Annotated in this window: 18 protein-coding genes and 2 pseudogenes; 8 read left to right on the plus strand and 12 right to left on the minus strand. The window is 73.9% G+C overall.

The features are described 5' to 3' along the window. Together DZF91_RS17165 and DZF91_RS17170 are read right to left on the minus strand one after the other, a co-directional pair. A pseudogene (locus tag DZF91_RS17165) lies at positions 1-442 on the minus strand (chromosome segregation ATPase); the annotation flags it as partial. A gap of 211 nt (positions 443-653) precedes the next feature. After that, on the minus strand, positions 654-1259 hold the full coding sequence (locus DZF91_RS17170; RefSeq protein WP_235834360.1) for a GbsR/MarR family transcriptional regulator: 606 nt from the start codon (positions 1257-1259) through the stop codon (positions 654-656). Positions 1260-1359: 100 nt separating this feature from the next. Between DZF91_RS17170 and DZF91_RS17175 the strand changes: the two genes are divergently transcribed. Both DZF91_RS17175 and DZF91_RS17180 read left to right on the plus strand, forming a co-directional pair. Beyond that, on the plus strand, positions 1360-2379 hold the full coding sequence (locus DZF91_RS17175; RefSeq protein ID WP_117358468.1) for an ABC transporter ATP-binding protein: 1020 nt from the start codon (positions 1360-1362) through the stop codon (positions 2377-2379). Continuing rightward, positions 2376-3974 (plus strand): ABC transporter permease, encoded by a 1599-nt coding sequence (locus DZF91_RS17180; RefSeq protein ID WP_117358469.1) that lies wholly within the window; start codon positions 2376-2378, stop codon positions 3972-3974. The genes DZF91_RS17175 and DZF91_RS17180 overlap by 4 nt, the downstream gene beginning before the upstream one ends. Positions 3975-4062: 88 nt before the next feature. On the opposite strand, the gene hrpA is transcribed toward DZF91_RS17180, so the two are convergent. From hrpA to DZF91_RS17200, 4 genes are all read right to left on the minus strand, one after another. Beyond that, on the minus strand, positions 4063-8022 hold the full coding sequence (gene hrpA / locus DZF91_RS17185; protein WP_117358470.1) for an ATP-dependent RNA helicase HrpA: 3960 nt from the start codon (positions 8020-8022) through the stop codon (positions 4063-4065). A gap of 324 nt (positions 8023-8346) precedes the next feature. Then, complete coding sequence (locus DZF91_RS17190; RefSeq protein ID WP_199486699.1) at positions 8347-9141, minus strand: NAD-dependent epimerase/dehydratase family protein; 795 nt, start codon at positions 9139-9141, stop codon at positions 8347-8349. Between the two features lie 73 nt (positions 9142-9214). Then, positions 9215-10123, minus strand: coding sequence for an SDR family oxidoreductase (locus tag DZF91_RS17195; protein WP_117358472.1), 909 nt, complete (start codon positions 10121-10123; stop codon positions 9215-9217). Positions 10124-10205: 82 nt separating this feature from the next. Further along, positions 10206-10970, minus strand: coding sequence for an SDR family oxidoreductase (locus DZF91_RS17200; RefSeq protein ID WP_117358473.1), 765 nt, complete (start codon positions 10968-10970; stop codon positions 10206-10208). 63 nt (positions 10971-11033) lie between these two features. On the opposite strand from DZF91_RS17200, the gene DZF91_RS17205 reads away from it, so the two are divergent. From DZF91_RS17205 to DZF91_RS17220, 5 genes and pseudogenes are all read left to right on the plus strand, one after another. Continuing rightward, a complete protein-coding gene (locus DZF91_RS17205) occupies positions 11034-11783 on the plus strand; it encodes an enoyl-CoA hydratase family protein (protein WP_117358474.1) in 750 nt (249 codons plus the stop codon). Between the two features lie 29 nt (positions 11784-11812). Next, positions 11813-12661, plus strand: a complete 849-nt coding sequence (locus tag DZF91_RS17210; protein WP_117358489.1) for a CoA transferase subunit A — start codon at positions 11813-11815, stop codon at positions 12659-12661. Continuing rightward, complete coding sequence (locus DZF91_RS17215; protein ID WP_117358475.1) at positions 12658-13401, plus strand: CoA-transferase subunit beta; 744 nt, start codon at positions 12658-12660, stop codon at positions 13399-13401. The genes DZF91_RS17210 and DZF91_RS17215 overlap by 4 nt, the downstream gene beginning before the upstream one ends. A 71-nt stretch (positions 13402-13472) precedes the next feature. Continuing rightward, positions 13473-13571, plus strand: a pseudogene (locus DZF91_RS43175) (nitronate monooxygenase); the annotation flags it as partial. An 85-nt stretch (positions 13572-13656) separates the two neighbouring features. Then, positions 13657-14505, plus strand: coding sequence for an NAD(P)H-dependent flavin oxidoreductase (locus DZF91_RS17220; RefSeq protein WP_407920914.1), 849 nt, complete (start codon positions 13657-13659; stop codon positions 14503-14505). A 27-nt stretch (positions 14506-14532) separates the two neighbouring features. Here DZF91_RS17220 and DZF91_RS17225 read toward each other — a convergent pair whose 3' ends face one another. Beyond that, positions 14533-15171 carry a TetR/AcrR family transcriptional regulator C-terminal domain-containing protein gene (locus DZF91_RS17225; RefSeq protein ID WP_117358490.1) on the minus strand — a complete coding sequence of 213 codons (639 nt, stop codon included), beginning with the start codon at positions 15169-15171 and terminating at the stop codon, positions 14533-14535. Positions 15172-15241: 70 nt separating this feature from the next. On the opposite strand from DZF91_RS17225, the gene DZF91_RS17230 reads away from it, so the two are divergent. Beyond that, complete coding sequence (locus tag DZF91_RS17230; protein WP_117358476.1) at positions 15242-15826, plus strand: peroxiredoxin-like family protein; 585 nt, start codon at positions 15242-15244, stop codon at positions 15824-15826. Here the strand turns inward: DZF91_RS17230 and DZF91_RS17235 are convergent. From DZF91_RS17235 to DZF91_RS17255, 5 genes are all read right to left on the minus strand, one after another. Continuing rightward, positions 15780-17189 carry an MFS transporter gene (locus tag DZF91_RS17235; protein WP_199486700.1) on the minus strand — a complete coding sequence of 470 codons (1410 nt, stop codon included), beginning with the start codon at positions 17187-17189 and terminating at the stop codon, positions 15780-15782. The two genes, DZF91_RS17230 and DZF91_RS17235, sit on opposite strands and share 47 nt — an antisense overlap. 125 nt (positions 17190-17314) lie before the next feature. Further along, positions 17315-18289 carry a quinone oxidoreductase family protein gene (locus DZF91_RS17240; protein ID WP_117358477.1) on the minus strand — a complete coding sequence of 325 codons (975 nt, stop codon included), beginning with the start codon at positions 18287-18289 and terminating at the stop codon, positions 17315-17317. 60 nt (positions 18290-18349) lie between these two features. Beyond that, the gene (locus DZF91_RS17245; protein ID WP_117358478.1) at positions 18350-19105 is read right to left on the minus strand and encodes a glucose 1-dehydrogenase; all 756 of its coding nucleotides are present in this window, start codon (positions 19103-19105) and stop codon (positions 18350-18352) included. A 128-nt stretch (positions 19106-19233) separates the two neighbouring features. Next, positions 19234-20094: a helix-turn-helix transcriptional regulator gene (locus DZF91_RS17250; RefSeq protein WP_117358479.1), complete on the minus strand. Its 861-nt coding sequence runs from the start codon at positions 20092-20094 to the stop codon at positions 19234-19236. A 30-nt stretch (positions 20095-20124) separates the two neighbouring features. Then, positions 20125-21306 (minus strand): acyl-CoA dehydrogenase family protein, encoded by a 1182-nt coding sequence (locus DZF91_RS17255; RefSeq protein ID WP_117358480.1) that lies wholly within the window; start codon positions 21304-21306, stop codon positions 20125-20127. Between the last annotated feature and the right edge of the window lie 19 nt (positions 21307-21325).

Genomic DNA, 21325 nt, shown 5'->3' on the forward strand with positions numbered 1-21325 from the left:
CGTCCCGCTCGCTCTGCGCGACCGACAGCTCGCGCGCGGCCTCGGCGCGGACCTCGGCGACGCGGCGCTCGACCCCGGCGACGCTCAGCTCGGCGGCCAGCGACCCGGCGAGCGCGTCGGCGGCGTTCTCCAGCCGCTCCACCATCTCCCAGGTGGCCGCGACCTGGCCGGTGAGGCCGGAGGCGTCCCGGCCGCGCTCGCGCCGCTCGCGCGCCTCGCGGACGCACGCGCCGTCGTTGTCCTGGCAGTAGCGGATGGCGCGGACGGCGCCGACGGGCTGCGGCACGGGACGTCCGCAGTTGGCGCACGGCCAGACCGTGACGGGGTCTCCCAGCCTCGCGACCTCGCCGCCCCCGGCGGCCGGGGCCGCGGCCGGGGGCCCGGCGTACGCCGTCCCCCGCTCCGGAACACCCGAGTTGTCGCGCTCGTCGCTGTTAGGCATGGGATGAACCTTACGCATTTCGGGAGGGGTCCGCAGGGACTGCCGGGACGTGTGGGAACCACCACGCCCCCGTGCTCACGCACGGCGATCCGGCCGTCACCCTCACCCGGCGACAAGGACGACTTGTCAGTATCCGATGAGGACGAACGCTCACCGGGTGAGCATCCGGCCCTCCATCCGCGAGCGACGTCCCACTCGCCGCCACCCGCCTCTACTCGTCCGCGTGCCCGCGAGACGGCGGTTCCTGCGAGCCGGACGAACCGGACGGTTCCGGCGCCGACGACGACCCGGGCGCGGACGCCGGCGCAGTGGCGTGCAGTTTCTTGCGGTGCTCCGCCCACCGGTCCATGACGCTCTCGATCTCGCGGCGGAGGAAGTCGAAGAACTCCGCGGACTCGGCGAGCCGCCGCCCGGCCGCCGTGTCCGGGCCCACGAGGGCGACCCCTTCCTGCAGGCCGGCCGCCCACTTGGAGAGCGCCGCGTCCCGGCGGGTGAGCGCGCCCTGCCACGCGTCGTTCTCCACCCGGTACAGGTCGCGGCGGGTGCCGGGCTCGCGCTCGCGGGAGACGAGGTCGAGGTGGATCAGGTACCGGACCGCGCCGGACACCGCCGCCGGGCTGACCCGCAGCTCCTCGCTGAGCTCCGACGCGGTGAGCGCGCCCGCGTCGGTGGCGAGCAGCGCGACGAACACCCGCGCGGCCATGCGCGGCCATCCCGCGTCGGCGAGCGAGGCGGCGAACCGCTCCACGAACCGGAGCACGGCCTCGTCGTCACGGCCGGGCGTCGTCCCCGGCGCAGGCGCCCGCTCGTCGGTCACCCGGCATCAACTCCCCTGGTGGATCACTCGGTGTGGGACACGCCAGTTTAGCCCATTCAGTAACTTCACGGATTCGTGAAGGAAGTGTATGTTGGGCGGCATGAACGAGGTCATCTCCGTCTCCGGCCTGGTGAAGACCTTCGGCCGGACGCGCGCCCTGGACGGGCTCGACCTGACCGTCCGGCCCGGCGAGGTCCACGGCTTCCTCGGCCCGAACGGGGCCGGCAAGTCCACCACCATCCGCGTCCTGCTCGGCCTGCTGCGCGCCGACGCGGGAACCGCCCGCCTGCTCGGCGGCGACCCGTGGCGCGACGCGACCGCGCTGCACCGCCGGCTGGCCTACGTCCCCGGCGACGTCACGCTCTGGCCGAACCTGTCCGGCGGGGAGGTGATCGACCTGCTCGGGCGCCTGCGCGGCGGCCTGGACCCGCGCCGCCGCGACGAGCTGCTGCAGCGGTTCGAGCTCGACCCGAAGAAGAAGGGCCGCGCCTACTCCAAGGGCAACCGGCAGAAGGTCGCGCTCGTCGCGGCGCTGGCGTCCGACGCCGAGCTGCTCATCCTGGACGAGCCGACCTCCGGCCTGGACCCGCTGATGGAGGAGGTCTTCCAGGAGTGCGTGCGCGCCGAGCGCGGCAGCGGGCGCACGGTCCTGCTGTCCAGCCACATCCTCAGCGAGGTCGAGGCGCTCTGCGACCGGGTCACCATCATCCGCAAGGGCCGGACGGTCGAGACGGGCACGCTGAGCGAGCTGCGGCACCTCACCCGCACCTCGATCCGGGCCGAGCTCGCCGGTCCGCCGGACGGCCTCGCCGACCTGCCCGGGGTGCACGACCCCGAGTTCCGGGACGGGACGTTCAAGTGCGAGGTCGAGACCGCGCGGCTGGACGCCCTGCTGCGCAGGCTGACCGAGATCGGCGTGCGGGCGCTGACCAGCCAGCCGCCCACGCTCGAGGAGCTGTTCCTGCGCCACTACCAGGACGACCTCAACGGCGGCAGGGCCTCGGCGGAGGACGGCGGCGCCGGCTCCGCCTCCGGCGGCGGTCCCGCGGCCGGCGGAAGCGGATCCTCGGGCGGAAGCGGTTCCTCGGGCGGGAGCGGCGCGAAGGCGGGATCGCGATGACCGCGCTCGCCGGCACCGGCGCGCTGACCCGGCTCGCGCTCCGCCGCGACCGGATCATGCTGCCCGTCTGGCTCTACCTGATCGTCTTCATGGCGGCCTCGACGGTGTCGTCCACGAAGGGGCTCTACCCGGACCTGGCGTCCCGGGCGGAGCTGGCCGCCAACACCAACGACACCCCGGCGCTGGTCGCGCTGTACGGGCGGGTCTACGACCCGACCTCGCTCGGCGCGGTGTCGATGCTCAAGCTCAACATCCTGTGCGCGGTCGCCGCCGCCGCGCTGTCGATCGTGCTGGTCGTCCGGCACACCCGCGCCGACGAGGAGAGCGGGCGGCAGGAGCTGGTCGGCGCGACCGCCGTCGGCCGCCGCGCGCCGCTGACGTCGGCGCTGACGGTGGTGCTGTCGGCGAACCTGGCGCTCGCCGCGCTGTGCGCGCTCGCCCTCACCATCGCCGGGCTGCCGGCGGCGGGATCGGCCGCCGCCGGAGCCGCCTGGGCCGGGGTCGGGCTGGTGTTCGGCGCGATCGCGGCCGTGGTCGCGCAGCTCACCGCGCACGCGCGCACCGCGACCGGCTACTCGTTCGCCGCGCTCGGCGCGTTCTACCTGCTCCGGGCGATGGGCGACGCGTCCGGCAGCGGCGGGCCGCGGTGGCTGTCCTGGCTGTCCCCGATCGGCTGGGGGCAGCAGTTCCGCCCGTACGCGGGGAACCGCTGGTGGGTGCTGCTGATCATGGTCGTGTTCGCGGCGGTCATGACGGTCGGGGCGTACACGCTGGTGTCCCGGCGCGACCTCGGCGCGGGCATCCTGCCCGATCGGGAGGGCCCGTCCGCGGCGGCCCCGCGGCTGCGCGGCGCGCTCTCGCTGTGGTGGCGGCTGCAGCGCGGGTCCCTGCTCGGCTGGGGCGTCGCGTTCGTGGTGCTGGGCGCGGCGCTCGGCGGCATCGCGTCGAACGTGGGGGACATGGTCGGCAGCGCGCAGGCCCGCGACTTCATCACCAAGCTCGGCGGCGAGAAGGGCATCACCGACGCCTTCCTCGCGACGGACCTGGTGTTCGCCTCGGTGTTCGCCGCCGCGTTCGGCATCCAGGCGGTGGGGCGGCTGCGCGCGGAGGAGACCGGGCAGCGCACCGAGCCGGTGCTCGCGACCGGGGTGAGCCGGTGGCGCTGGGCGGCCGGGCCGGTGCTGGTCGCGCTGCTCGGCGGGGCCGTCCTGCTGCTGGTCACCGGCGTGGTCGCCGGGGCGGTCTACGCGGCGCAGAGCGGTGACGGCGCGCAGTTCGGACGGGTCCTCGGCGCGGCGCTGGTGCAGATCCCGGCGGCGTGGGTCGTGGTCGGGCTGGTGGTCCTCGGCTACGGGCTGGTGCCCCGGCTGACCTCGCTCGGCTGGGCGGTGCTGGTGGCGTTCCTGCTGGTCGGGGAGATGGGACCGCTGCTGAAGCTGCCGCGCTGGGTCATGGACGTCTCGCCGTTCGCGCACACCCCCAAGCTTCCGGGGACGAGCTGGTCGGCCACTCCCCTGCTCTGCATGGTCGCGCTCACGGCGGTCCTCGTGGCGGCCGGGCTGTGGTCCTTCCGCCGCCGCGACATCACCTCCTGACCGAGGCACGGCGAAACACGGCGAAGTACACGGAGGCGGCGGTGGTCCGGGACCACCGCCGCCTCCGTGTCACTGCGTCCTGCGACGGCTACGGCTGGATCTGGGCCATGGCCTTGCGGATGCGCTTGTCCGACACCGGGAAGCGGGTGCCGAGCTGCTGCGCGAACAGGCTGACCCGGTACTCCTCCAGCATCCAGCGGATCTGCGCGACGGCCTCGTCCTCGCGGCGGCCGGGCGGGAGGCGGCGGAGCAGGGCCGCGTACTCCTCCTCCAGGACCTGCACCTGGTTGGCGAGCATGCGGTCGCGGCCGGGGTTCTCCGGCAGCTTGTCCACCCGCACCTGCATGGCCGTGACGTAGCGGAGAAGGTCGGGCAGGCGCCGCGCGCCCGTCGCCGTCACGAAGCCCGGACCGACCAGCGCGGCGAGGTGCTCGCGGATGCCGGTCAGCGCGGGCAGCAGGGTGAGGCTGGTGCTGCCGCGCAGGCCCCGGTCGAGCCGGTGCGCGGCGGCGAGGATGCGCTCCACCTGGCCGACGACCGCGGCGGTCGTGTCGTACAGGTCGGCGCGGACGGAGTCGTAGAGGCGCCGGTATCCGGCCTCGTCCCACGCCGGTCCCCCGGCGTCGGCCATGAGCTTGTCCACGGCGGCGGCGACGCAGTCGTCGAACAGCCTGGCCACCGAACCGTGCGGGTTGTGGCTGAGCGCGAGCTTGGCCTGGTTGCCGAGGCCGCCCTGGATCTGCTTCACCGGGGACGGCGCGTTCAGCAGGATCAGCCGCCGCGTCCCCTTCCACATGGCGCGGCGCTGCTCGGCCTCGGTCTCGTACATCCGGACGGCCGCGCTGTCGCCCTCGTCGGTGAGCGCCGGGTACGCCTTGACCTCGTACCCGGCCTGCCTGCGCTCGTAGGTGCGGGGCAGCTCGCCGAGCGTCCAGGAGGTCAGCCCCTGCTTCTCGACGCCCTCGCGGGACGCGGCCTTCGACAGCGTGCCGCGCACCTTGCCCGCGAGCCGCCGCTTGAGCGCGTCGAGGTCGGTGGACTCGGCGAGGGTGCGGCGGCGCTCGTCCACGACGCGGAACGTCATGCGCAGGTGGGCGGGCAGGCGGGACAGGTCCCACGCCTCGCGCGCGACCGGCACGGACGTGAGCTGCGCCAGCTCGCGCTCCAGCGCGTCCAGCAGCGGCTCGGTGCGCGGCGAGACGCGCTCCAGGACGCGGCGGGCGTAGTCGGGCGCGGGGACGAAGTTGACCCGCAGCTGCTTGGGCAGCGAGCGGATCAGCTCGGTGACCAGCTCGGCGCGCAGGCCCGGCACCTGCCAGTCGAACCCGTCCGGCTTGACCTGGTTGAGGATCTGCACCGGCACGTGGACGGTCACGCCGTCGGCGTCGGCTCCGGGCTCGAACTGGTAGGTCAGCTTCAGGCGCAACGGGCCCTGCTGCCAGTGGTCGGGGTAGTCCGCCTCGGTGACCGTGTCGGCGGACTGGTTGATGAGCATCGACTTCTCGAAGTTGAGACGGTCGGGCTCGGTGTGGCGGGCCTTCTTCCACCAGGTGTCGAAGTGGCGTCCGGAGACGACGTCGGCGGGGACGCGCTCGTCGTAGAAGTCGAACAGCGTCTCGTCGTCCACCAGGATGTCGCGGCGCCGGGCGCGGTGCTCCAGCTCCTCGACCTCCTCCAGCAGCGCGCGGTTCTCGTGGAAGAACTTGTGGTGGGTCTCCCAGTCGCCCTCGACCAGGGCGTGCCGGATGAACAGCTCGCGTGACAGCTCGGGGTCGATGCGGCCGTAGTTGACGCTGCGCTCGGCGACGATCGGCACCCCGTACAGGGTGACCTTCTCGTACGCCATGACGGCGGCCTGCTTCTTCGACCAGTGCGGCTCGCTGTACTGGCGTTTGACGAGGTGCTCGGCGAGCGGCTCGATCCACTCGGGCTCGATCCGGGCGTTGACGCGCGCCCACAGCCGGGACGTCTCGACCAGTTCGGCGGACATGACCCAGCGCGGCGGCTTCCTGAACAGCGACGAGCCGGGGAAGATCGCGAACTTGGCGTTCCGGGCGCCCAGGTACTCCTGCTGGGCCCGGCGGCGCGGCCCGCCCTCGTCCTTCTTGGCGGTGTCCTGGAGGCCGATGTGCGAGAGGAGCCCGGACAGGAGCGAGACGTGGATGCGCTCGGGGGCGGCGTCCGTGCTGTTCAGGGTGACGCCGAGGGACTTGGCGACCTGCTTGAGCTGGGTGTGCAGGTCCTGCCACTCGCGGATGCGCAGGAAGTGCAGGAACTCGTTCTTGCACATGCGGCGGAACGCGCTGCCGGACAGCTCCTTCTGCTGCTCGCGCAGGTAGTTCCACAGGTTCAGGTAGGCGAGGAAGTCCGAGGTGGGGTCGGCGAAGCGGCGGTGCTTCTCGTCGGCGGCCTGCTGGTGCTCGGCGGGGCGCTCGCGCGGGTCCTGGATCGACAGGGCCGCCGCGATGATCAGCACCTCGCGGACGCAGCCGTTCCGGTCGGCCTCCAGCACCATCCGGGCGAGGCGCGGGTCCACGGGCAGCTGGGCGAGGCGGCGGCCGAGCGGGGTGAGGCGCTTCTTGGGGTCCTTCTCGTCCGGGTCGATCGCGCCGAGCTCGTGCAGCAGGTCGACGCCGGCCTTGACGTTGCGGCGGTCCGGCGGCTCCACGAACGGGAACGCGCCGATGTCGCCGAGGCCGAGGGCGGTCATCTGCAGGATGACCGAGGCCAGGTTGGTGCGCAGGATCTCCGGGTCGGTGAACTCGGGGCGGGACTCGAAGTCCTCCTCCGAGTACAGCCGGATGCAGATGCCCTCGGACACGCGTCCGCAGCGGCCCTTGCGCTGGTTGGCCGACGCCTGCGACACCGGCTCGATCGGCAGCCGCTGCACCTTCAGCCGGTGGCTGTAGCGGGAGATGCGGGCGGTGCCGGGGTCCACGACGTACTTGATGCCGGGGACGGTCAGGGACGTCTCGGCCACGTTGGTGGCGAGGACGATCCGACGTCCGCGGTGGGGCTGGAACACCCGGTGCTGCTCGGCCGACGACAGCCGCGCGTACAGCGGCAGGACCTCGTGGTGGCCGCGTTTGGTCGCGAAGTGCTTGGTCAGCGCGTCGGCGGTGTCGCGGATCTCCCGCTCACCGGACAGGAACACCAGGACGTCGCCGGGGGCCTCGCGCTCCAGCTCGTCCACGGCGTCCACGATCGCCTGGATCTGGTCGCGGTCCGGGTCGGCGGACGGGTCCTCGGGGTCGGTGACGGGCCGGTACCGCACCTCGACCGGGTAGGTCCGGCCGGAGACCTCCACGATGGGGGCGTCGTCGAAGTGCCGGGAGAACCGCTCGGGGTCGATGGTCGCCGAGGTGATGATCACCTTGAGATCGGGCCGCCGGGGCAGGATCTCCTTGACGTAGCCGAGCAGGAAGTCGATGTTGAGGCTGCGCTCGTGCGCCTCGTCGATGATCAGCGTGTCGTACTGGCGGAGCAGCCGGTCGGTCTGGATCTCGGCGAGCAGGATGCCGTCGGTCATCAGCTTGACCAGCGTGTCGTCGCTCGACCGGTCGGTGAACCGGATCTTGTACCCGACGGCCTCGCCGAGCTCGGTGCCGAGCTCCTCGGCGATGCGGTCGGCGACGGTGCGGGCGGCCAGCCGGCGCGGCTGGGTGTGGCCGATCGAGCCGAGCACGCCCCGGCCCAGCTCCAGGCAGATCTTGGGCAGCTGGGTGGTCTTGCCCGACCCGGTCTCGCCCGCGACGATCACGACCTGGTGGTCGCGTATCGCGGCGGCGATGTCGTCCTTCTTCTGCGAGACCGGCAGCTCGGCGGGGTAGGTGATCGCCGGGACGGCGGCGCGGCGGCGCTCCACCCGCCCGGCGGCGGTCTCGACCTCGGCGGCGATCTCGGCGGCCACGCGGTCGCGCCGGGCGGCGTCCCGCATCTTGGCCGTGCCCTCGATCCGGCGGCGGAGCCGCTGCCGGTCCCGCGGCATCAGCTCGGGCAGGCGCGCGCGCAACTCGGCGAGCGGCGAACTCACAGGCGTCGTCCTCATAACCAACAGCAAGAATACGGACCGAGGCACCGTAGCCGTCCGTCCACCCGACGGCGAATCATTTTCCGGGCCCGGGAGGTCCAACGTCCCCGCAGGTGGCGGCATTCCGGGCGCGGACGAAGCGCCGGGCGCCCCCTCAGGCGTCCTGGATGCCGCGCTCCGGTCGCGCGCCGAGTCGGCCCGCCGTGGCGATCAAGGGCCTGACCATGCCGTGGGCCGCCGGGACGAGGGCCCGGAGCCGTTCGCCGGAGGCCGGGTGATCAGGGATCGATCGCGAGCGGGCCGTTCCCGTGTCGGTGGCGGCGCCGGTGCCGGTCGAGGCCGTCAGAGATAGGGGAGCGTGTATTCGGGGCTCGCGTAGGCGCCGCCCTGGACGTCGTGCCCGGCCGTGTTCGCCTCTTCGGGGAGCCGGGAGGCGAAGGTTTCGGCGTCGTCGACGGGGAGGTACCCCAGGGCGAAGGCGCCTTCGTCGTCCCAGAAGCGGCGCTTGTTGGCCGAGACGGCGTAGACAGTGGTGAACTCGATGCCGGGCGCGGTGAGGGCGGCGCGGACGAAACCGAGGCAGTCGCGGTGGCTCAGCCAGGTGGCGAGATGCCGCCGCTCGGTGGGGGCGGCCTCGAAGCTGCCGATGCGCAGGCACACGACCGACAGCCCGAATTTGTCGGCGTACAGCCTGCCGAGCGCCTCGACCGCCACCTTGCTCACCCCGTAGAGCCCGTCGGGGCGCGGTGGCATCTCGGGGGTGACGGTGGTGGAGACCGGATAGAAGCCGGTGAGCCGGTTGCTGCTGGCCAGCACGACCCGCTTCACACCGTTCCGGCGTGCGGCCTCCAGGAGGTTGAGCGTCCCCATGACGTTGCCGTCCAGCAGCTCCGCCAACGGCGCCTCGTCCGCGACGCCGCCCAGATGCACCACCGCGTCCGCGCCCCGCAACGCGGCCGTGAGCGACTCGCCGTCCCGCAGGTCGAGTCGGCGCACGTCCTCGGCCGGCTGTGCGGTGAGGTCCACCCGGTCGACCAGCACCAGGCGTTCCGCCTCACCTCGCAAGCCGGCGCGCAGCACCGACCCGATGCGTCCGGCCGCGCCGGTGATCACCACAGTCCCGAGGCTCGTCGTCATGGGCTCATGGTGCCGCACACCACCGACAGATCGGCGCGTCCGGCCTCCCGTGCCGGAGCGGGCGCCGCCGTTCTCAGGACGCGCCGTAGACGGGTTCGGGGGCGAGTGCCCGGGCCAGGAGGGCGGTGACGGCCTCGCCGATCTCGGACGGGTCCCAGCGGGCTCCCTTGTCGGTGGACGGGCCGTGGCGGAAGGCGTCCATGACGCAGATCCGTCCGCCCTCGGCCTCGAAGACGCGGCCGGTGACGCCGCGGGACCCGGTCGAGCCGAGCCAGACGACGAGGGGCGAGACGTTCTCGGGGGCCATGGCGTCGAACTCGCCCTCGGCGGGCCTGGCCATGGTCTGGGCGAAGACCTCCTCGGTCATGCGGGTGCGGGCGGCGGGCGCGATGGCGTTGACGGTCACGCCGTAGCGGGCGAGTTCGGCGGACGCGACCAGCGTGAGGCCGACGATGCCCGCCTTGGCGGCGGAGTAGTTGCCCTGGCCGACGCTGCCGAGCAGGCCCGCGCCGGACGAGGTGTTGATCACGCGGGCGTCGACCGGGTCTCCGGCCTTGCTCCGCGCGCGCCAGTGCAGGCCCGCGTGCTTGAGCGGCAGGAAGTGGCCCTTGAGGTGGACGCGGACGACGGCGTCCCACTCGTCCTCGGACAGGTTGACCAGCATCCGGTCGCGCAGGAAGCCCGCGTTGTTGACCAGGACGTCCAGGCCGCCGAAGGTCTCGACGGCGAGGGCGACCAGGGCTTGCGCGCCGTCCTCGGTGGCGACGTCGTGGGGGCTGGCGACGGCCTGCCCGCCGAGCTTCCCGATCTCGGCCACGACGTCCTGGGCGGGGCCGGAGGCGGCCTCGCCGGTGCCGTCGCGGGCGACGCCGAGGTCGTTGACGACGACCTTGGCGCCCTGCCGGGCGAACTCCAGCGCGTGCGCGCGCCCGAGCCCGCGCCCGGCGCCGGTGACGATCACGACGCGGTCCTTGCAGATCATCGGCGGCTCCTCAGTCGCGGTTGACGGTGGTGGCCCAGTCGCGGTTGACGATGGCGACTCGGTCGCGGTTGACGGTCGCGGCTCAGTCGCGGTTGACGGTGGCGGCGTCCAGGAAGGCGGGGCGCTCTCCCCCGCCGTGCAGCAGCAGCGAGGCGCCGCTGACGTAGCCCGCCAGCGGCGAGGCGAGGAAGACGCAGGCCGCGCCGACGTCGGCGGGGTCGGCGAGGCGGCCGAGCGGGACGGTCCCGGCGACGGCGGCGACGCCGTCCTCGCCGCCGTAGTGCAGGTGGGAGCTCTCGGTGCGGACCATCCCGAGGGTGACGGTGTTGACCCGGATCTCCGGCGCCCACTCGACGGCCAGGCTGGTCGCGAGGCTGGCCAGGCCCGCCTTGGCCGCGCCGTAGGCGGCGGTGCCGGGCGACGGGCGGACGCCGCTGACGCTGCCGATCATGATGATCGAGCCGCCTCCGGCCATCCGGGGGCGGACGGCCCGGGACATGACCAGGGCCGCGACCAGGTTCAACTCGATGATCTTGATGTGCCGGCGCACGTCGCCGTCCGCGACGGGCTGGAACGGTGTGCCGCCGGCGTTGTTGACCAGCACGTCCACGCGGTCGAGGCCGTCGGCGAACGCCTGGGCGGCGTCGGGGTCGCGGACGTCCAGGGCGGCGAACCGGGCGCGGCGGCCGTCCACCTCGGGGAGTGCGTCCGGCTCGCGGCGGGCGACGGCGACGACGTCCGCGCCCGCGGCGAGGAAGGCTCGGGTGATGCCGAGCCCGACGCCCCGCACGCCGCCGGTGACGACGGCCGTCCGGCCGGTGAGGTCGAGCTGCGGTGGCTGCGGCATTGCGTCCTCCCCGGGGCGGCCTCTACGGTCAGTTCTAACAAATGTTTGGTGGAAAGGTAGCGCATGGGAGTCTCCACCACGACCCACGAGTCCGGGGTAGCGGAGGTCGTCGTCGCCGCGCCGCCGGTGAACGCGCTGACGGTGGCCGGCTGGTTCGAGCTGGCGGACGCGCTGCTGGCGGCGGGCCGCGACCCGGACGTCGGCGCGGTGGTCCTGCGCGCCGAGGGACGCGGCTTCAACGCCGGCGTCGACATCAAGGAGATGCAGCGCACCGGCGGCCACACCGCGCTGGTCGGCGCGAACCGGGGCTGCTACGCGGCGTTCGCCGCGGTCTACGACTGCGAGGTGCCGGTCGTGGCGGCCGTCCACGGGTACTGCCTGGGCGGCGGCATCGGGCTGGCGGGCAACGCCGACGTCGTCGTGGCCTCGGAGGACGCCTACTTCGGCCTGCCCGAGATCGACCGGGGCGCGCTCGGGGCGGCCACCCACCTGGCCCGGCTCGTCCCGCAGCACCTCATGCGCGCGATGGTCTACACCTGCCGCAACGTGACCGCCGGGGAGCTGCACCGGCACGGCTCGGTGCTGGAGGTCGTGCCGCCCGGCGAGCTGCGCGCCAAGGCGATGGAGGTCGCCGGGGACATCGCCGCCAAGGACCGGTACGTCATCCGGCGGGCCAAGGAGTCGCTGAACGGCATCGACCCGGTGGACGTGAAGCGGTCCTACCGCTTCGAGCAGGGCTTCACGTTCGAGCTGAACCTCGTCGGCGCGGGCGACCGGGCGCGCGACGCGTTCGTGGCGAAGGGGGCACGCTGATGACCACCACCGCCGGACCGGGGAAGGTGATGTCGATCGACGAGGTCGTCGGCTCCCTGGCGGACGGCATGACGGTCGGGATCGGCGGCTGGGGGTCGCGGCGCAAGCCGATGGCGCTCGTCCGCGCGATCTGCCGGTCGCCGCTGCGCGACCTGACGGTGGTCTCCTACGGCGGTCCGGACGTCGGGCTGCTGTGCGCGGCCGGGAAGGTCCGGCGGCTGGTCACCGCGTTCGCCACGCTCGACTCGATCCCGCTGGAGCCGCACTTCCGCGCGGCCCGGCAGGACGGCGCGATCGAGCTGACCGAGTACGACGAGGGCATGTTCATGTTCGGCCTGTACGCGGCGGCGCACGGGCTGCCGTTCCTGCCGACGCCCGCCGGGCTCGGCTCGGACGTGCTGCGCGTGAACCCGTCCCTGCGCACCGTCCGGTCGCCCTACGGGGACGAGGAGCTGGTCGCGGTCCCGGCGCTGAGGCTGGACGTCGCGCTGGTGCACATGAACCGGGCCGACGCGCGCGGCAACGCCCAGTACCTCGGCCCCGACCCGTACATGGACGACCTGTTCGTGAAGGCCGCCGGAGCGTCGTACGTGTCGTGCGAACGGCTCGTGGACACCTCCGACCTGCTGAAGGAGGGCCCGCTGCAGTCGCTGCTGATCAGCCGGGCGCACGTCGCGGGCGTCGTGGAGACGCCGAACGGCGCGCACTTCACCGACTGCGAGCCCGACCACCGGCGCGACGAGGCGTTCCAGCGCCTCTACGCCAAGGCCGCCGCCGACCCCGGCGCGTGGGCGGCGTTCGCCGAGCGGTTCCTGTCCGGCGACGAGACCGCCTACCAGGACGCGGTGCGCGCGTTCCGAGAGGAGAGCCCCCGATGAGCCCGACCGTGGCCGCGGCCTCGCGCGCCGAGGTGTGCGCCGTCGCCTGCGCCGAGCTGTTCCGCGGGGACGGCGAGATCGTGGCGGCGGCGGTCGCCGGGTTCGTCCCGATGCTCGGGTCGCGGCTGGCCCGCGCGACGTTCGCGCCGGACCTGCTCACGACCGACGGCGGACCGGTGCTGTCGGCCGAGCCGGCGCCCCTCGGCGCGTCCGCGGCCGTGGCCGAGGGCTGGCTGCCGTTCCGCGACCACCTGTGGCTGGTGCTGAACGGACGGCGGCACGTCGTGATGGGCCCGAGCCAGATCGACCCCTACGGCACCATGAACATCTCGGCGATCGGCGACTGGGAGCGGCCGACGCGGCAGTTGCTCGGGTCGCGCGGCGCGCCCGGCAACACGCGCCTCAACCCCACGAGCTACTGGGTGCCCAGGCACTCGACGCGCGTGTTCACCGAGAAGGTCGACTTCGCGAGCGGCGTCGGCTGGGACCGCGGCGCCCGCGAGATCCGCGCCGTGGTCACCAACCTGTGCGTGTTCGACTTCGCCACGCCCGACCACCGGATGCGGCTGCGGACCGTCCACCCGGGGGTGCGCGTGGACGACGTGCTCGCCGCGACGGGGTTCGAGCCGGTGGTCCCCGACGAGGTGCCCGAGACGCGCGTCCCGACCGCCGAGGAGCTGCGGATCATGCGCGAGGTGCTGGACCCGAAGGGCCTGCGCGACCGCGAGGTCCCGGCGTGAGCGCCGGGCAGGTGCTCGACACCCCCCTGACCCGGCTGGTCGGCGTCCGGCACCCGGTCGTGCAGACCGGGATGGGCTGGGTCGCCGGACCGCGCCTGGTCTCGGCCGTCGCGAACGCGGGCGGCCTCGGGATCCTGGCGTCGGCGACGATGACGCTGGAGCAGCTGCGGCTGGCCGTCCACGAGGTGAGGGACCGCACGGACGCGCCGTTCGGGGTGAACCTGCGCGCGGGACCGCACGGACGCGCCGTTCGGGGTGAACCTGCGCGCGGACGCGGGCGACGCGGGCGAGCGCATCGACCTGCTCGTCAAGGAGGGCGTGCGGGTCGCGTCGTTCGCGCTGGCGCCGCGCCGCGAGCTGATCGCCCGGCTCAAGGACGCGGGCGTCGTGGTGATCCCCTCGGTGGGCGCGCGGCGGCACGCGGAGAAGGTCGCGGCGTGGGGCGCGGACGCGGTGCTGGTCCAGGGCGGCGAGGGCGGCGGCCACACCGGGCCGGTCGCGACGACGCTGCTGCTCCCCCAGGTCGTGGACGCGGTGGACGTCCCGGTCATCGCGGCGGGCGGGTTCTTCGACGGGCGCGGGCTCGCCGCGGCGCTCGCCTACGGCGCGTCCGGGGTGGCGATGGGCACGCGCTTCCTGCTCACCTCCGACAGCTCGGTCCCGGAGGAGGTGAAGAAGGTCTACCTCGGGACGTCCGAGACGGTGGTGACACGGCAGGTGGACGGTATGCCGCACCGCGTCCTGCGCAGCGACCTGGTGAACGCCCTGGAGGAGGCGGGCCGGGTGTCCGGGCTGGTCAGGGCGCTGCGCAACGCGGCCCGGTTCCGGCGGGTCTCCGGGATGTCGTGGCGGGCGATGCTCGCCGACGGCCGGGCGATGAAGCACGGCAAGGACCTGTCGTGGTCGCAGGTGCTCATGGCCGCCAACACCCCGATGCTGCTGAAGGCCGCGATGGTGGACGGCCGTCCGGACCTGGGGGTGATGGCGTCCGGGCAGGTCGTCGCGGTGATCGACGACCTGCCGAGCTGCGCGGAGCTGATCGCGTCGGTCGTGGCGCAGGCCGCCGACGTGCTGGCGCGGCAGCCGTCCTATCTGGTCCGCTGACCTGCGGAGTCGAGGCCCGTAGGGCGGTCAGCGCGCGTCCGGGCGAGGCGTGGTCCGGTGGTCGAGGCCGTCCAGGAGGAGGTCGAGGCCGCGCCGGAACTCCTCGTGCGAGGAGATCCCGCGCGCCCGGGCCCCCGCCGCCGCCATGTGCGGGAACTCCTCGGGCGGGAGCGCGGCGATCACGTCGGTGCCGGGCCCGGACAGCGGACCGAGGTGCTCCAGCTGGATCGCGCCGATGATGTAGGCGGTCACGCCGCGCAGCGCGACGATCCGCGCGTCGCCGCCGAACCCGGCGTCGGCCAGGACCCTGAGCATGGTCTCCGACCAGCGCAGCAGCGTGATCGAGCGGTGCCGGTACACCGGCGCCAGCGGGACGGTCCCGGGGTGGGCGGTGACCGCGAGCCGGAGCCGCTCGACCAGCGCGGCGACCCGCTCGCGCCACGGGCCGTCCGGCGGCGGGTCGGTCGGCATGCCGGAGAGGACCCGCTCGACGACCAGCGCCTCCAGGTCCTCGCGGCTGTCGACGTACCGGTAGAGCGCCATGGTGCTCACGCCGACCTCCTTGGCGACCGCGCGCATGGAGAGGGCGGCGAGGCCGTCGCGGTCGATGACGGCCAGTGCGGCGGCGGCGAGCCGGGGCCGGGTGAGGGAACGGGGTCGCGGCATGGTCTTGACAGCGTACGGCATACGCCTACCCTCATAAGTATATGCCGTACACCTACAGGGAGGGCTTCCCGTGCCCAGGTTCGACCAGACTCACGTCCCCGCCCACGAGCTGACATCGGTGACCGGCGCGGCCGTTCGCGTACCCGACCCCGAGCGCGTCGTCCACCTGCAGTTCCGCCGCTTCGCGGGCTGCCCGATCTGCAATGTGCACCTGCGCTCGTTCGCCGTCCGGAACGCCGAGATCGAGGCAGCGGACGTCCACGAGGTGGTGGTCTTCCACGCGCCCGCCGACGAGCTGCGCCAGCACGTCGAGCACCTGCCGTTCGACGTCGTCCCCGACCCGGAACGCAGGCTCTACCTGGAGTTCGGCGTCGAGTCGACACCGCGCGCCCTCCTCGACCCGCGTGCGTGGCCGATGATGGTGCGCGCCGTGGCCGCTGGTCTGCTGCGCCGCGACCCGTTCCCGAGGTCCCGTCCGACCGGCGGACGGCTCGGCCTGCCCGGCGACTTCCTCATCGCCCCGGACGGAACCGTCCTGGCGTCCAAGCTCGGCGAGCACGCCAACGACCAGTGGTCCCTGGACGAGATGCTCGAGAAGCTGGCCCTGGCTAGGGCCGCGCGGGCCGCGCGGACCGCGCACGTGGAGCGAGCATGACGATCGCCAGGCTCGGGAGCACGAGAACGCCCAGCGCGGGCCCGAACCCCGCCGTGGACGCCGTGCCGGACGCGGCGGATCCGAGCAGCGCCGAACCGAGCGCCAGGATCGTGATCTGGCCGAGGTTCTGGCTGGTCTGCATCGCGCTCCCGGCGTAGCCGGTCCGCCGGGACGGCGCGTGCGCCAGCGACAGGACGGTCAGCGTCGGCGCGGTCATGCCCATGCCCACGGCCGCGACGACCAGGGCCGACGCCGGGACCCACGCGGGCAGCCCGGCCGCCGCCGCGATCCCCGCGCCTCCGGTCGCGAGGGCGAGCAGCAGGGCGCCCGCCGCCACGATCAGGTGCCGGGGACGTCCGGCCAGCCACCGGCTCTGCGCCCAGGAGGAGATCGCCCACGCGACGGCCGACCCGGTGAAGGCCAGACCGGCGAGCGCGGGCGGGACGCCGCCGTCCAGGTTCAGCATCAGCGGGACCATGGCCTCGAGGGTGAAGAACGTCCCGGACGCCAGACCCGCCATGAGCACCGTGGCCGGGAGCCCGGCCCCGGCCCGCCACGTGCCCGGCGGCACCATGCGCCGCACGAACGCGGCGAGCACGAGCACGGCGGTCGCGCCGCAGGCCAGGTGGACGGCGTCGCGGCCGGACAGCGCGTACTGGCCGAGCCCGGCTCCCACGCTCACCGCCAGGGCCACGACCAGGCCGGGGCCCTCGGCTCCGGCCCGCACGCCGCGCGCCGGCAACCTGCCCAGCAGGACGACCACCGCGATGCCGGGCAGCAGCGTCAGCGCCGCGAGGCCGAGGAAGACCCAGCGCCACGACCACCAGGAGACGACCAGCCCGGCGAGCGGCGGGCCGATCAGCGAGGGCCCCACCCAGGCGGCGCTCAGCAGCGCCAGGACGCGGGGCCGCAGCCGGTCGGGGAAGGTCTGCCCGATCGCGGCGTTGGTCGCCACGAGGATCATCCCGGCGGACACGCCGTCCAGGAACCGTCCGGCGGCGAGCTGCCAGATCGTCCCGGCCGTCCCGGACACCACCAGGGTCGCCACGGCCAGGGCGAGCCCGGCGGTGAGCGGACGTCCCGGGCCGGACCGGTCCGACCAGGCGCCGCCGACCACCCCGCCGACCAGGCCCGCCGCGACGAACGCGCTCGCGACCAGCGGGTACAGCCACAGCCCGTCGAGGGCGCGGGCGGCGATCGGCAGCGTCGGGAAGACCGCCAGGCCGGCGAGCGCGGTGAGCACGGTCAGCGCGGTGAAGGCGATGGTCGGGGCGGCGTACTCCCCGGTGAGCAGCCGCTCGCGCCCGCCGGCCGCCGGGGCCCCGGTGTCACTGTCCCCGCCGTCCCGGAGCCGCACGCCCACCCCCGAATTATTAGGAAACTTTCCTGAGAATAGGACGGTAGGGATCACGCCCTGCCGCTGTCAACGGCGTTTCCCCGCCCTGCACCGCCGCCGGGACCGGCCCGGCGTGCCCGGCCCCGCGTGGCTCACGACCGCACCGCGAGGACGAGCTTGCCGGTGGTCGTTCCCGACTCGATCCGGCGGTGCGCCTCGGCGGCCTTCCCCAGCGGCATCTCCTCCACCCGGACGCGCAGGTCGCCGGAGGCGACGGCGGCGACCGCCCGGCGCAGCGCGCTCCCCGCCTCACGCGGGTGCAGGGCGCTGAAGGCCGCCAGGTTGAAGCCGGACACGGTCCTGTTGGTCAGCCACAGCTCGTTCGGCGACAGCGGCACGTCGTCGGCCCCAGACGCGTTGCCCATCGCGATCAGCCGTCCGAACGGGGCCAGGGCCTCGACCCCGACGCGGCGGGCCGGGCCGCCGACCATGTCGGCGACGACGTCGAAACCCGCGCCCCCGGTCAGCTCGGCGACGCGTCCCTCCAGCTCGTCGCGCAGCACGACGTGCTCGACGCCCAGGTCCCGGACGGCCCGGACCTTGGCCGGGCCCCCGACCGTCCCGACGACGGTGCCCGCGCCGAGCAGCCGCGCGACCTGCGCGAGCTGGCTGCCGACGCCCCCGGCGGCGGCGTGCACCAGGACGCGCTCGCCGGGCGCGAGCCGGGCCAGCCGGTCCAGGACGAGGTAGGCGGTGGTGCTGTTGGACGGCACGGCCGCCGCGACCGCCGGGTCCAGCCCGCCCAGCGGCGCGACCAGGTCGGCGGAGGTGACGGCGACCTCGGCGTAGCCGCCGCCGTCCACGATCGTCAGCGCGGCGACGGGTTCGCCGACGCGCAGGCCCTCGACGCCCGCGCCGAGCGCGCGGATCCGTCCGGAGACCTCGATGCCGGGGACGAACGGCAGCGGCACGTCCGCGATGCCGCGCCGGTACAGGATCTCGGCGAAGTTGGCTCCCGCGTAGTCCACGTCGATCGACACCTGTCCGGGGCCCGGCTCGGGGACCGCGACGTCGTCGAGGCGCAGGACGTCGGCGTCGCCGAACTCGGGGATGGTGATGGCCTTCATGGCGTGCGTTTTCCTTTCGAGGCACGGGGGCCTATGGAGAGGTCTTTCGAGGGTGGGGCGTCAGGCGGGGAGGGAGGAGACGAGGCCGCCGTCGACGACCAGGTCCTGCCCGGTGACGTAGGACGCGTCGTCGGAGGCGAGGAAGGCGACCGCGCGGGCGACGTCCTCGGAGGTGCCGAGCCGTCCGGCGACGACCTGCGCCGCGTATCCGGCGGCCTCCTCGTCGGTCGGGGCGGCGGCGCGGAACATGGGCGTGTCGATGAAGCCGGGGCTGACCGAGTTGACCCGGATGTCGCGGTCGGCGAGGTCGCTGGAGAGCGTCCGCGCGAGGTTGAGCACCGCCGCCTTGGACGCCGAGTACACCGACGCGACCGCCATCCCCCGGTACAGCGTCCAGGAGGCGTTCACCACCACCGCACCGCCGCCGGTCATCAGCGGGACGGCCTTCTGGACCGTGAAGTAGACGCCCTTGAAGTTGACGCCGACGATCCGGTCGAAGTCGTGCTCGGTGACCTCGGCGCTGCGCCGGAACTCCCCGACGCCCGCGTTGGCGAACAGCACGTCGAGCCGTCCGAACCGGTCGCGGATCCGCGCCATGAGCGCGTCGAGGTCGGCCAGGTCGGCGGCGTCGGCGCGGACGGCCAGCACGCGGTCGCCCGCGCCGAGCTCCTCGACGGCGGCGTCCAGGCGCTTGTCGTCGCGGCCGGTGATGACCACATTCGCGCCCTCGTCCAGCAGGAGCCGGGCGGTGGCGAGGCCCATGCCGCTGGTGCCGCCGGTGATGAGGGCCGTCTTGTCCATGAAGCGCTTCGTCATGCCCGCAAGGCTGCCGCCGGTCGGCGGAACGCGGCAGTGTCGGCTCATCCTGGGTGTGGCACCACCACCCTCAGCCGACCCAAGCGCGGCACCCGGACGTTCGGCCACGCAAGGTCAGCCGCGCCGGGTCAGCCGGCCTCCACCAGGCGCGGGCCGCTGCTCATCAGCCGCTCCAGACGCTCCATCGTCCCGGTCTCGGGGCGGGGGTTGTGCAGGACGAGGTTCAGGCCCGGGCGGTCCGGCAGCGGCAGCAGCGTGGCGTCGAAGACCAGCTCGCCCACCTCGGGATGCAGGATCGCCTTGGTCGCCTCCGCGCCGTGGGCCACGTCGTGCCGCTCCCACAGCTCGGCGAACTCGGGGCAGGCGGCGGCGAGGTCGGCGGCGATCCGGGGGAACTCGGGGTCGTCGGGGTAGCGGGCCATGTCGGAGCGGAACCGTCCGACGACGCCCGGCGCGTTGTGCGCCCAGAGGGTGTTGGCCGTCCGGAAGCGGGCGTTGGTGAAGTAGCTGACCAGGCAGTTGTGGTCGGTGTCGCCGTAGCCGAACACCACGCGCGCGGCGTCGTTGACGGCCTGGAACCCCCAGTGCCGGTCCTGGATGTAGGCGGGACGCGGCGACCAGGAGTCCAGCACGCGGACCAGCTCGGGCGACACCGGGACGGCCGGGACGGCCTCGGCGCGCGGCGGGTTCAGCCCGGCGAGCAGGTACAGGTGCTCGCGCTCGCCCCCGTCCAGCCGCAGCGCCCGCGCGATCGCGTCCAGGACGTCCTCGGAGACGCGGATGTCGCGGCCCTGCTCCAGCCACGTGTACCAGGACACCCCGACTCCGGCGAGGACGGCGACCTCCTCGCGGCGCAGGCCGGGGGTGCGGCGGCGTCCGGCGTCGGGCATGCCGACGTCGGCGGGGGTGAGCCGGGCGCGCCGGGTGCGCAGGAACTCGCGCAGCCCGTCGCGGCGGCGCGCGTCCGGGTCGAAGGGCGTCTCGGGCATACGGTGAACCCTAGCCGTCCTCGGTGAACCCTAGCCGTCCTCGGCGAGCAGCCGCCGACCGATGATCATCTTCTGGATGTCGGCGGTGCCCTCGCCGATCAGCAGCATCGGGGCCTCCCGGTACAGCCGCTCGATCTCGTACTCCTTGGAGTAGCCGTAGCCGCCGTGGATGCGGAAGGCGTCCTCGACGACCTCCTTGCAGTACTCGCCCGCCAGGTACTTGGCCATGCCCGCCTCCAGGTCGTTGCGGTCGCCGCCGTCCTTGCGGCGCGCGGCCATGACGGTCATCTGGTGCGCCGCCTCGACCTTGGTGGCCATCTCGGCGAGCCGGAACAGCACGGCCTGGTGCTCGGCGATCGGCCTGCCGAACGCCTCCCGGCGGCGCGCGTGGCCGACCGCGAGCTCGTAGGCGCGGCGGGCGACGCCGCAGGCGCGGGCGGCGACGTTGACGCGGCCCACCTCCACGCCGTCCATCATCTGGTGGAAGCCGCGGCCGGGCTCGCCGCCGAGCATCTGCGCGGCCGGGATCCGGTACCCGTCGAACAGCAGCTCGGTGGTGTCGACCCCCTTGTACCCCATCTTCTCGATCTTCCCCGGGACGGTCAGGCCGGGCGCGACCTCGCCGAACCCCGGCTCCTTGTCCACCAGGAAGGCCGTCATGCCGCGGTGCCCGCCGTCCGGGTCGGTCCTGACCAGCGTCGCGACCAGGTGGGACGTGGCGCCGTTGGTGACCCACATCTTCTGGCCGGTGACCAGGTAGCCGTCCCCGTCGCGGACGGCCCGGGCACGCAGCGCCGCGACGTCCGACCCGCAGTCCGGCTCCGACATCGAGAAGGCGGCGCGCACGTCGCCGGCGGCCATCCGCGGCAGGTAGTGCGCGCGCTGCGCGTCGGTGCCGTGGCGGGCGATCATCCACGCGACGATGAAATGGGTGTTGACGATGCCGGACACGCTCATCCAGCCGCGCGACAGCTCCTCCACGACCAGCGCGTAGGTGAGCAGCGACTCCCCCAGCCCGCCGTACTCCGGCGGGATGGTCAGCCCGAACAGGCCGAGCTCGCGCATCCCCGCGACGATGTGCCCGGGGTAGGCGTCGGCGTGCTCCAGCTCGGTCGCGACCGGCAGGATCTCCCGGTCGACGAACGCGCGCACGGTCGCGACGATCTCCCGCTGCTCGTCGGTGAGCCCGAACGTCTGCTGCAGCCGTCCCATCCGCACACCCTCCGCCGCA

The organism is Actinomadura logoneensis (genome assembly GCF_003428695.1).
In the GTDB taxonomy this organism is placed as follows: domain Bacteria; phylum Actinomycetota; class Actinomycetes; order Streptosporangiales; family Streptosporangiaceae; genus Spirillospora; species Spirillospora logoneensis.

Coding starts and splice junctions, on each gene's coding strand:
- DZF91_RS17200 (WP_117358473.1), bottom strand. CDS start 10,970: ATGCCGCAGCCACCGCAGCTCGACCTCACCGGCCGGACGGCCGTCGTC.
- DZF91_RS17195 (WP_117358472.1), bottom strand. CDS start 10,123: ATGATCTGCAAGGACCGCGTCGTGATCGTCACCGGCGCCGGGCGCGGG.
- DZF91_RS17175 (WP_117358468.1), top strand. CDS start 1,360: ATGAACGAGGTCATCTCCGTCTCCGGCCTGGTGAAGACCTTCGGCCGG.
- DZF91_RS17255 (WP_117358480.1), bottom strand. CDS start 21,306: ATGGGACGGCTGCAGCAGACGTTCGGGCTCACCGACGAGCAGCGGGAG.
- hrpA (WP_117358470.1), bottom strand. CDS start 8,022: ATGAGGACGACGCCTGTGAGTTCGCCGCTCGCCGAGTTGCGCGCGCGC.
- DZF91_RS17210 (WP_117358489.1), top strand. CDS start 11,813: ATGTCGATCGACGAGGTCGTCGGCTCCCTGGCGGACGGCATGACGGTC.
- DZF91_RS17215 (WP_117358475.1), top strand. CDS start 12,658: ATGAGCCCGACCGTGGCCGCGGCCTCGCGCGCCGAGGTGTGCGCCGTC.
- DZF91_RS17250 (WP_117358479.1), bottom strand. CDS start 20,094: ATGCCCGAGACGCCCTTCGACCCGGACGCGCGCCGCCGCGACGGGCTG.
- DZF91_RS17240 (WP_117358477.1), bottom strand. CDS start 18,289: ATGAAGGCCATCACCATCCCCGAGTTCGGCGACGCCGACGTCCTGCGC.
- DZF91_RS17225 (WP_117358490.1), bottom strand. CDS start 15,171: ATGCCGCGACCCCGTTCCCTCACCCGGCCCCGGCTCGCCGCCGCCGCA.
- DZF91_RS17245 (WP_117358478.1), bottom strand. CDS start 19,105: ATGACGAAGCGCTTCATGGACAAGACGGCCCTCATCACCGGCGGCACC.
- DZF91_RS17180 (WP_117358469.1), top strand. CDS start 2,376: ATGACCGCGCTCGCCGGCACCGGCGCGCTGACCCGGCTCGCGCTCCGC.
- DZF91_RS17190 (WP_199486699.1), bottom strand. CDS start 9,141: ATGACGACGAGCCTCGGGACTGTGGTGATCACCGGCGCGGCCGGACGC.
- DZF91_RS17205 (WP_117358474.1), top strand. CDS start 11,034: ATGGGAGTCTCCACCACGACCCACGAGTCCGGGGTAGCGGAGGTCGTC.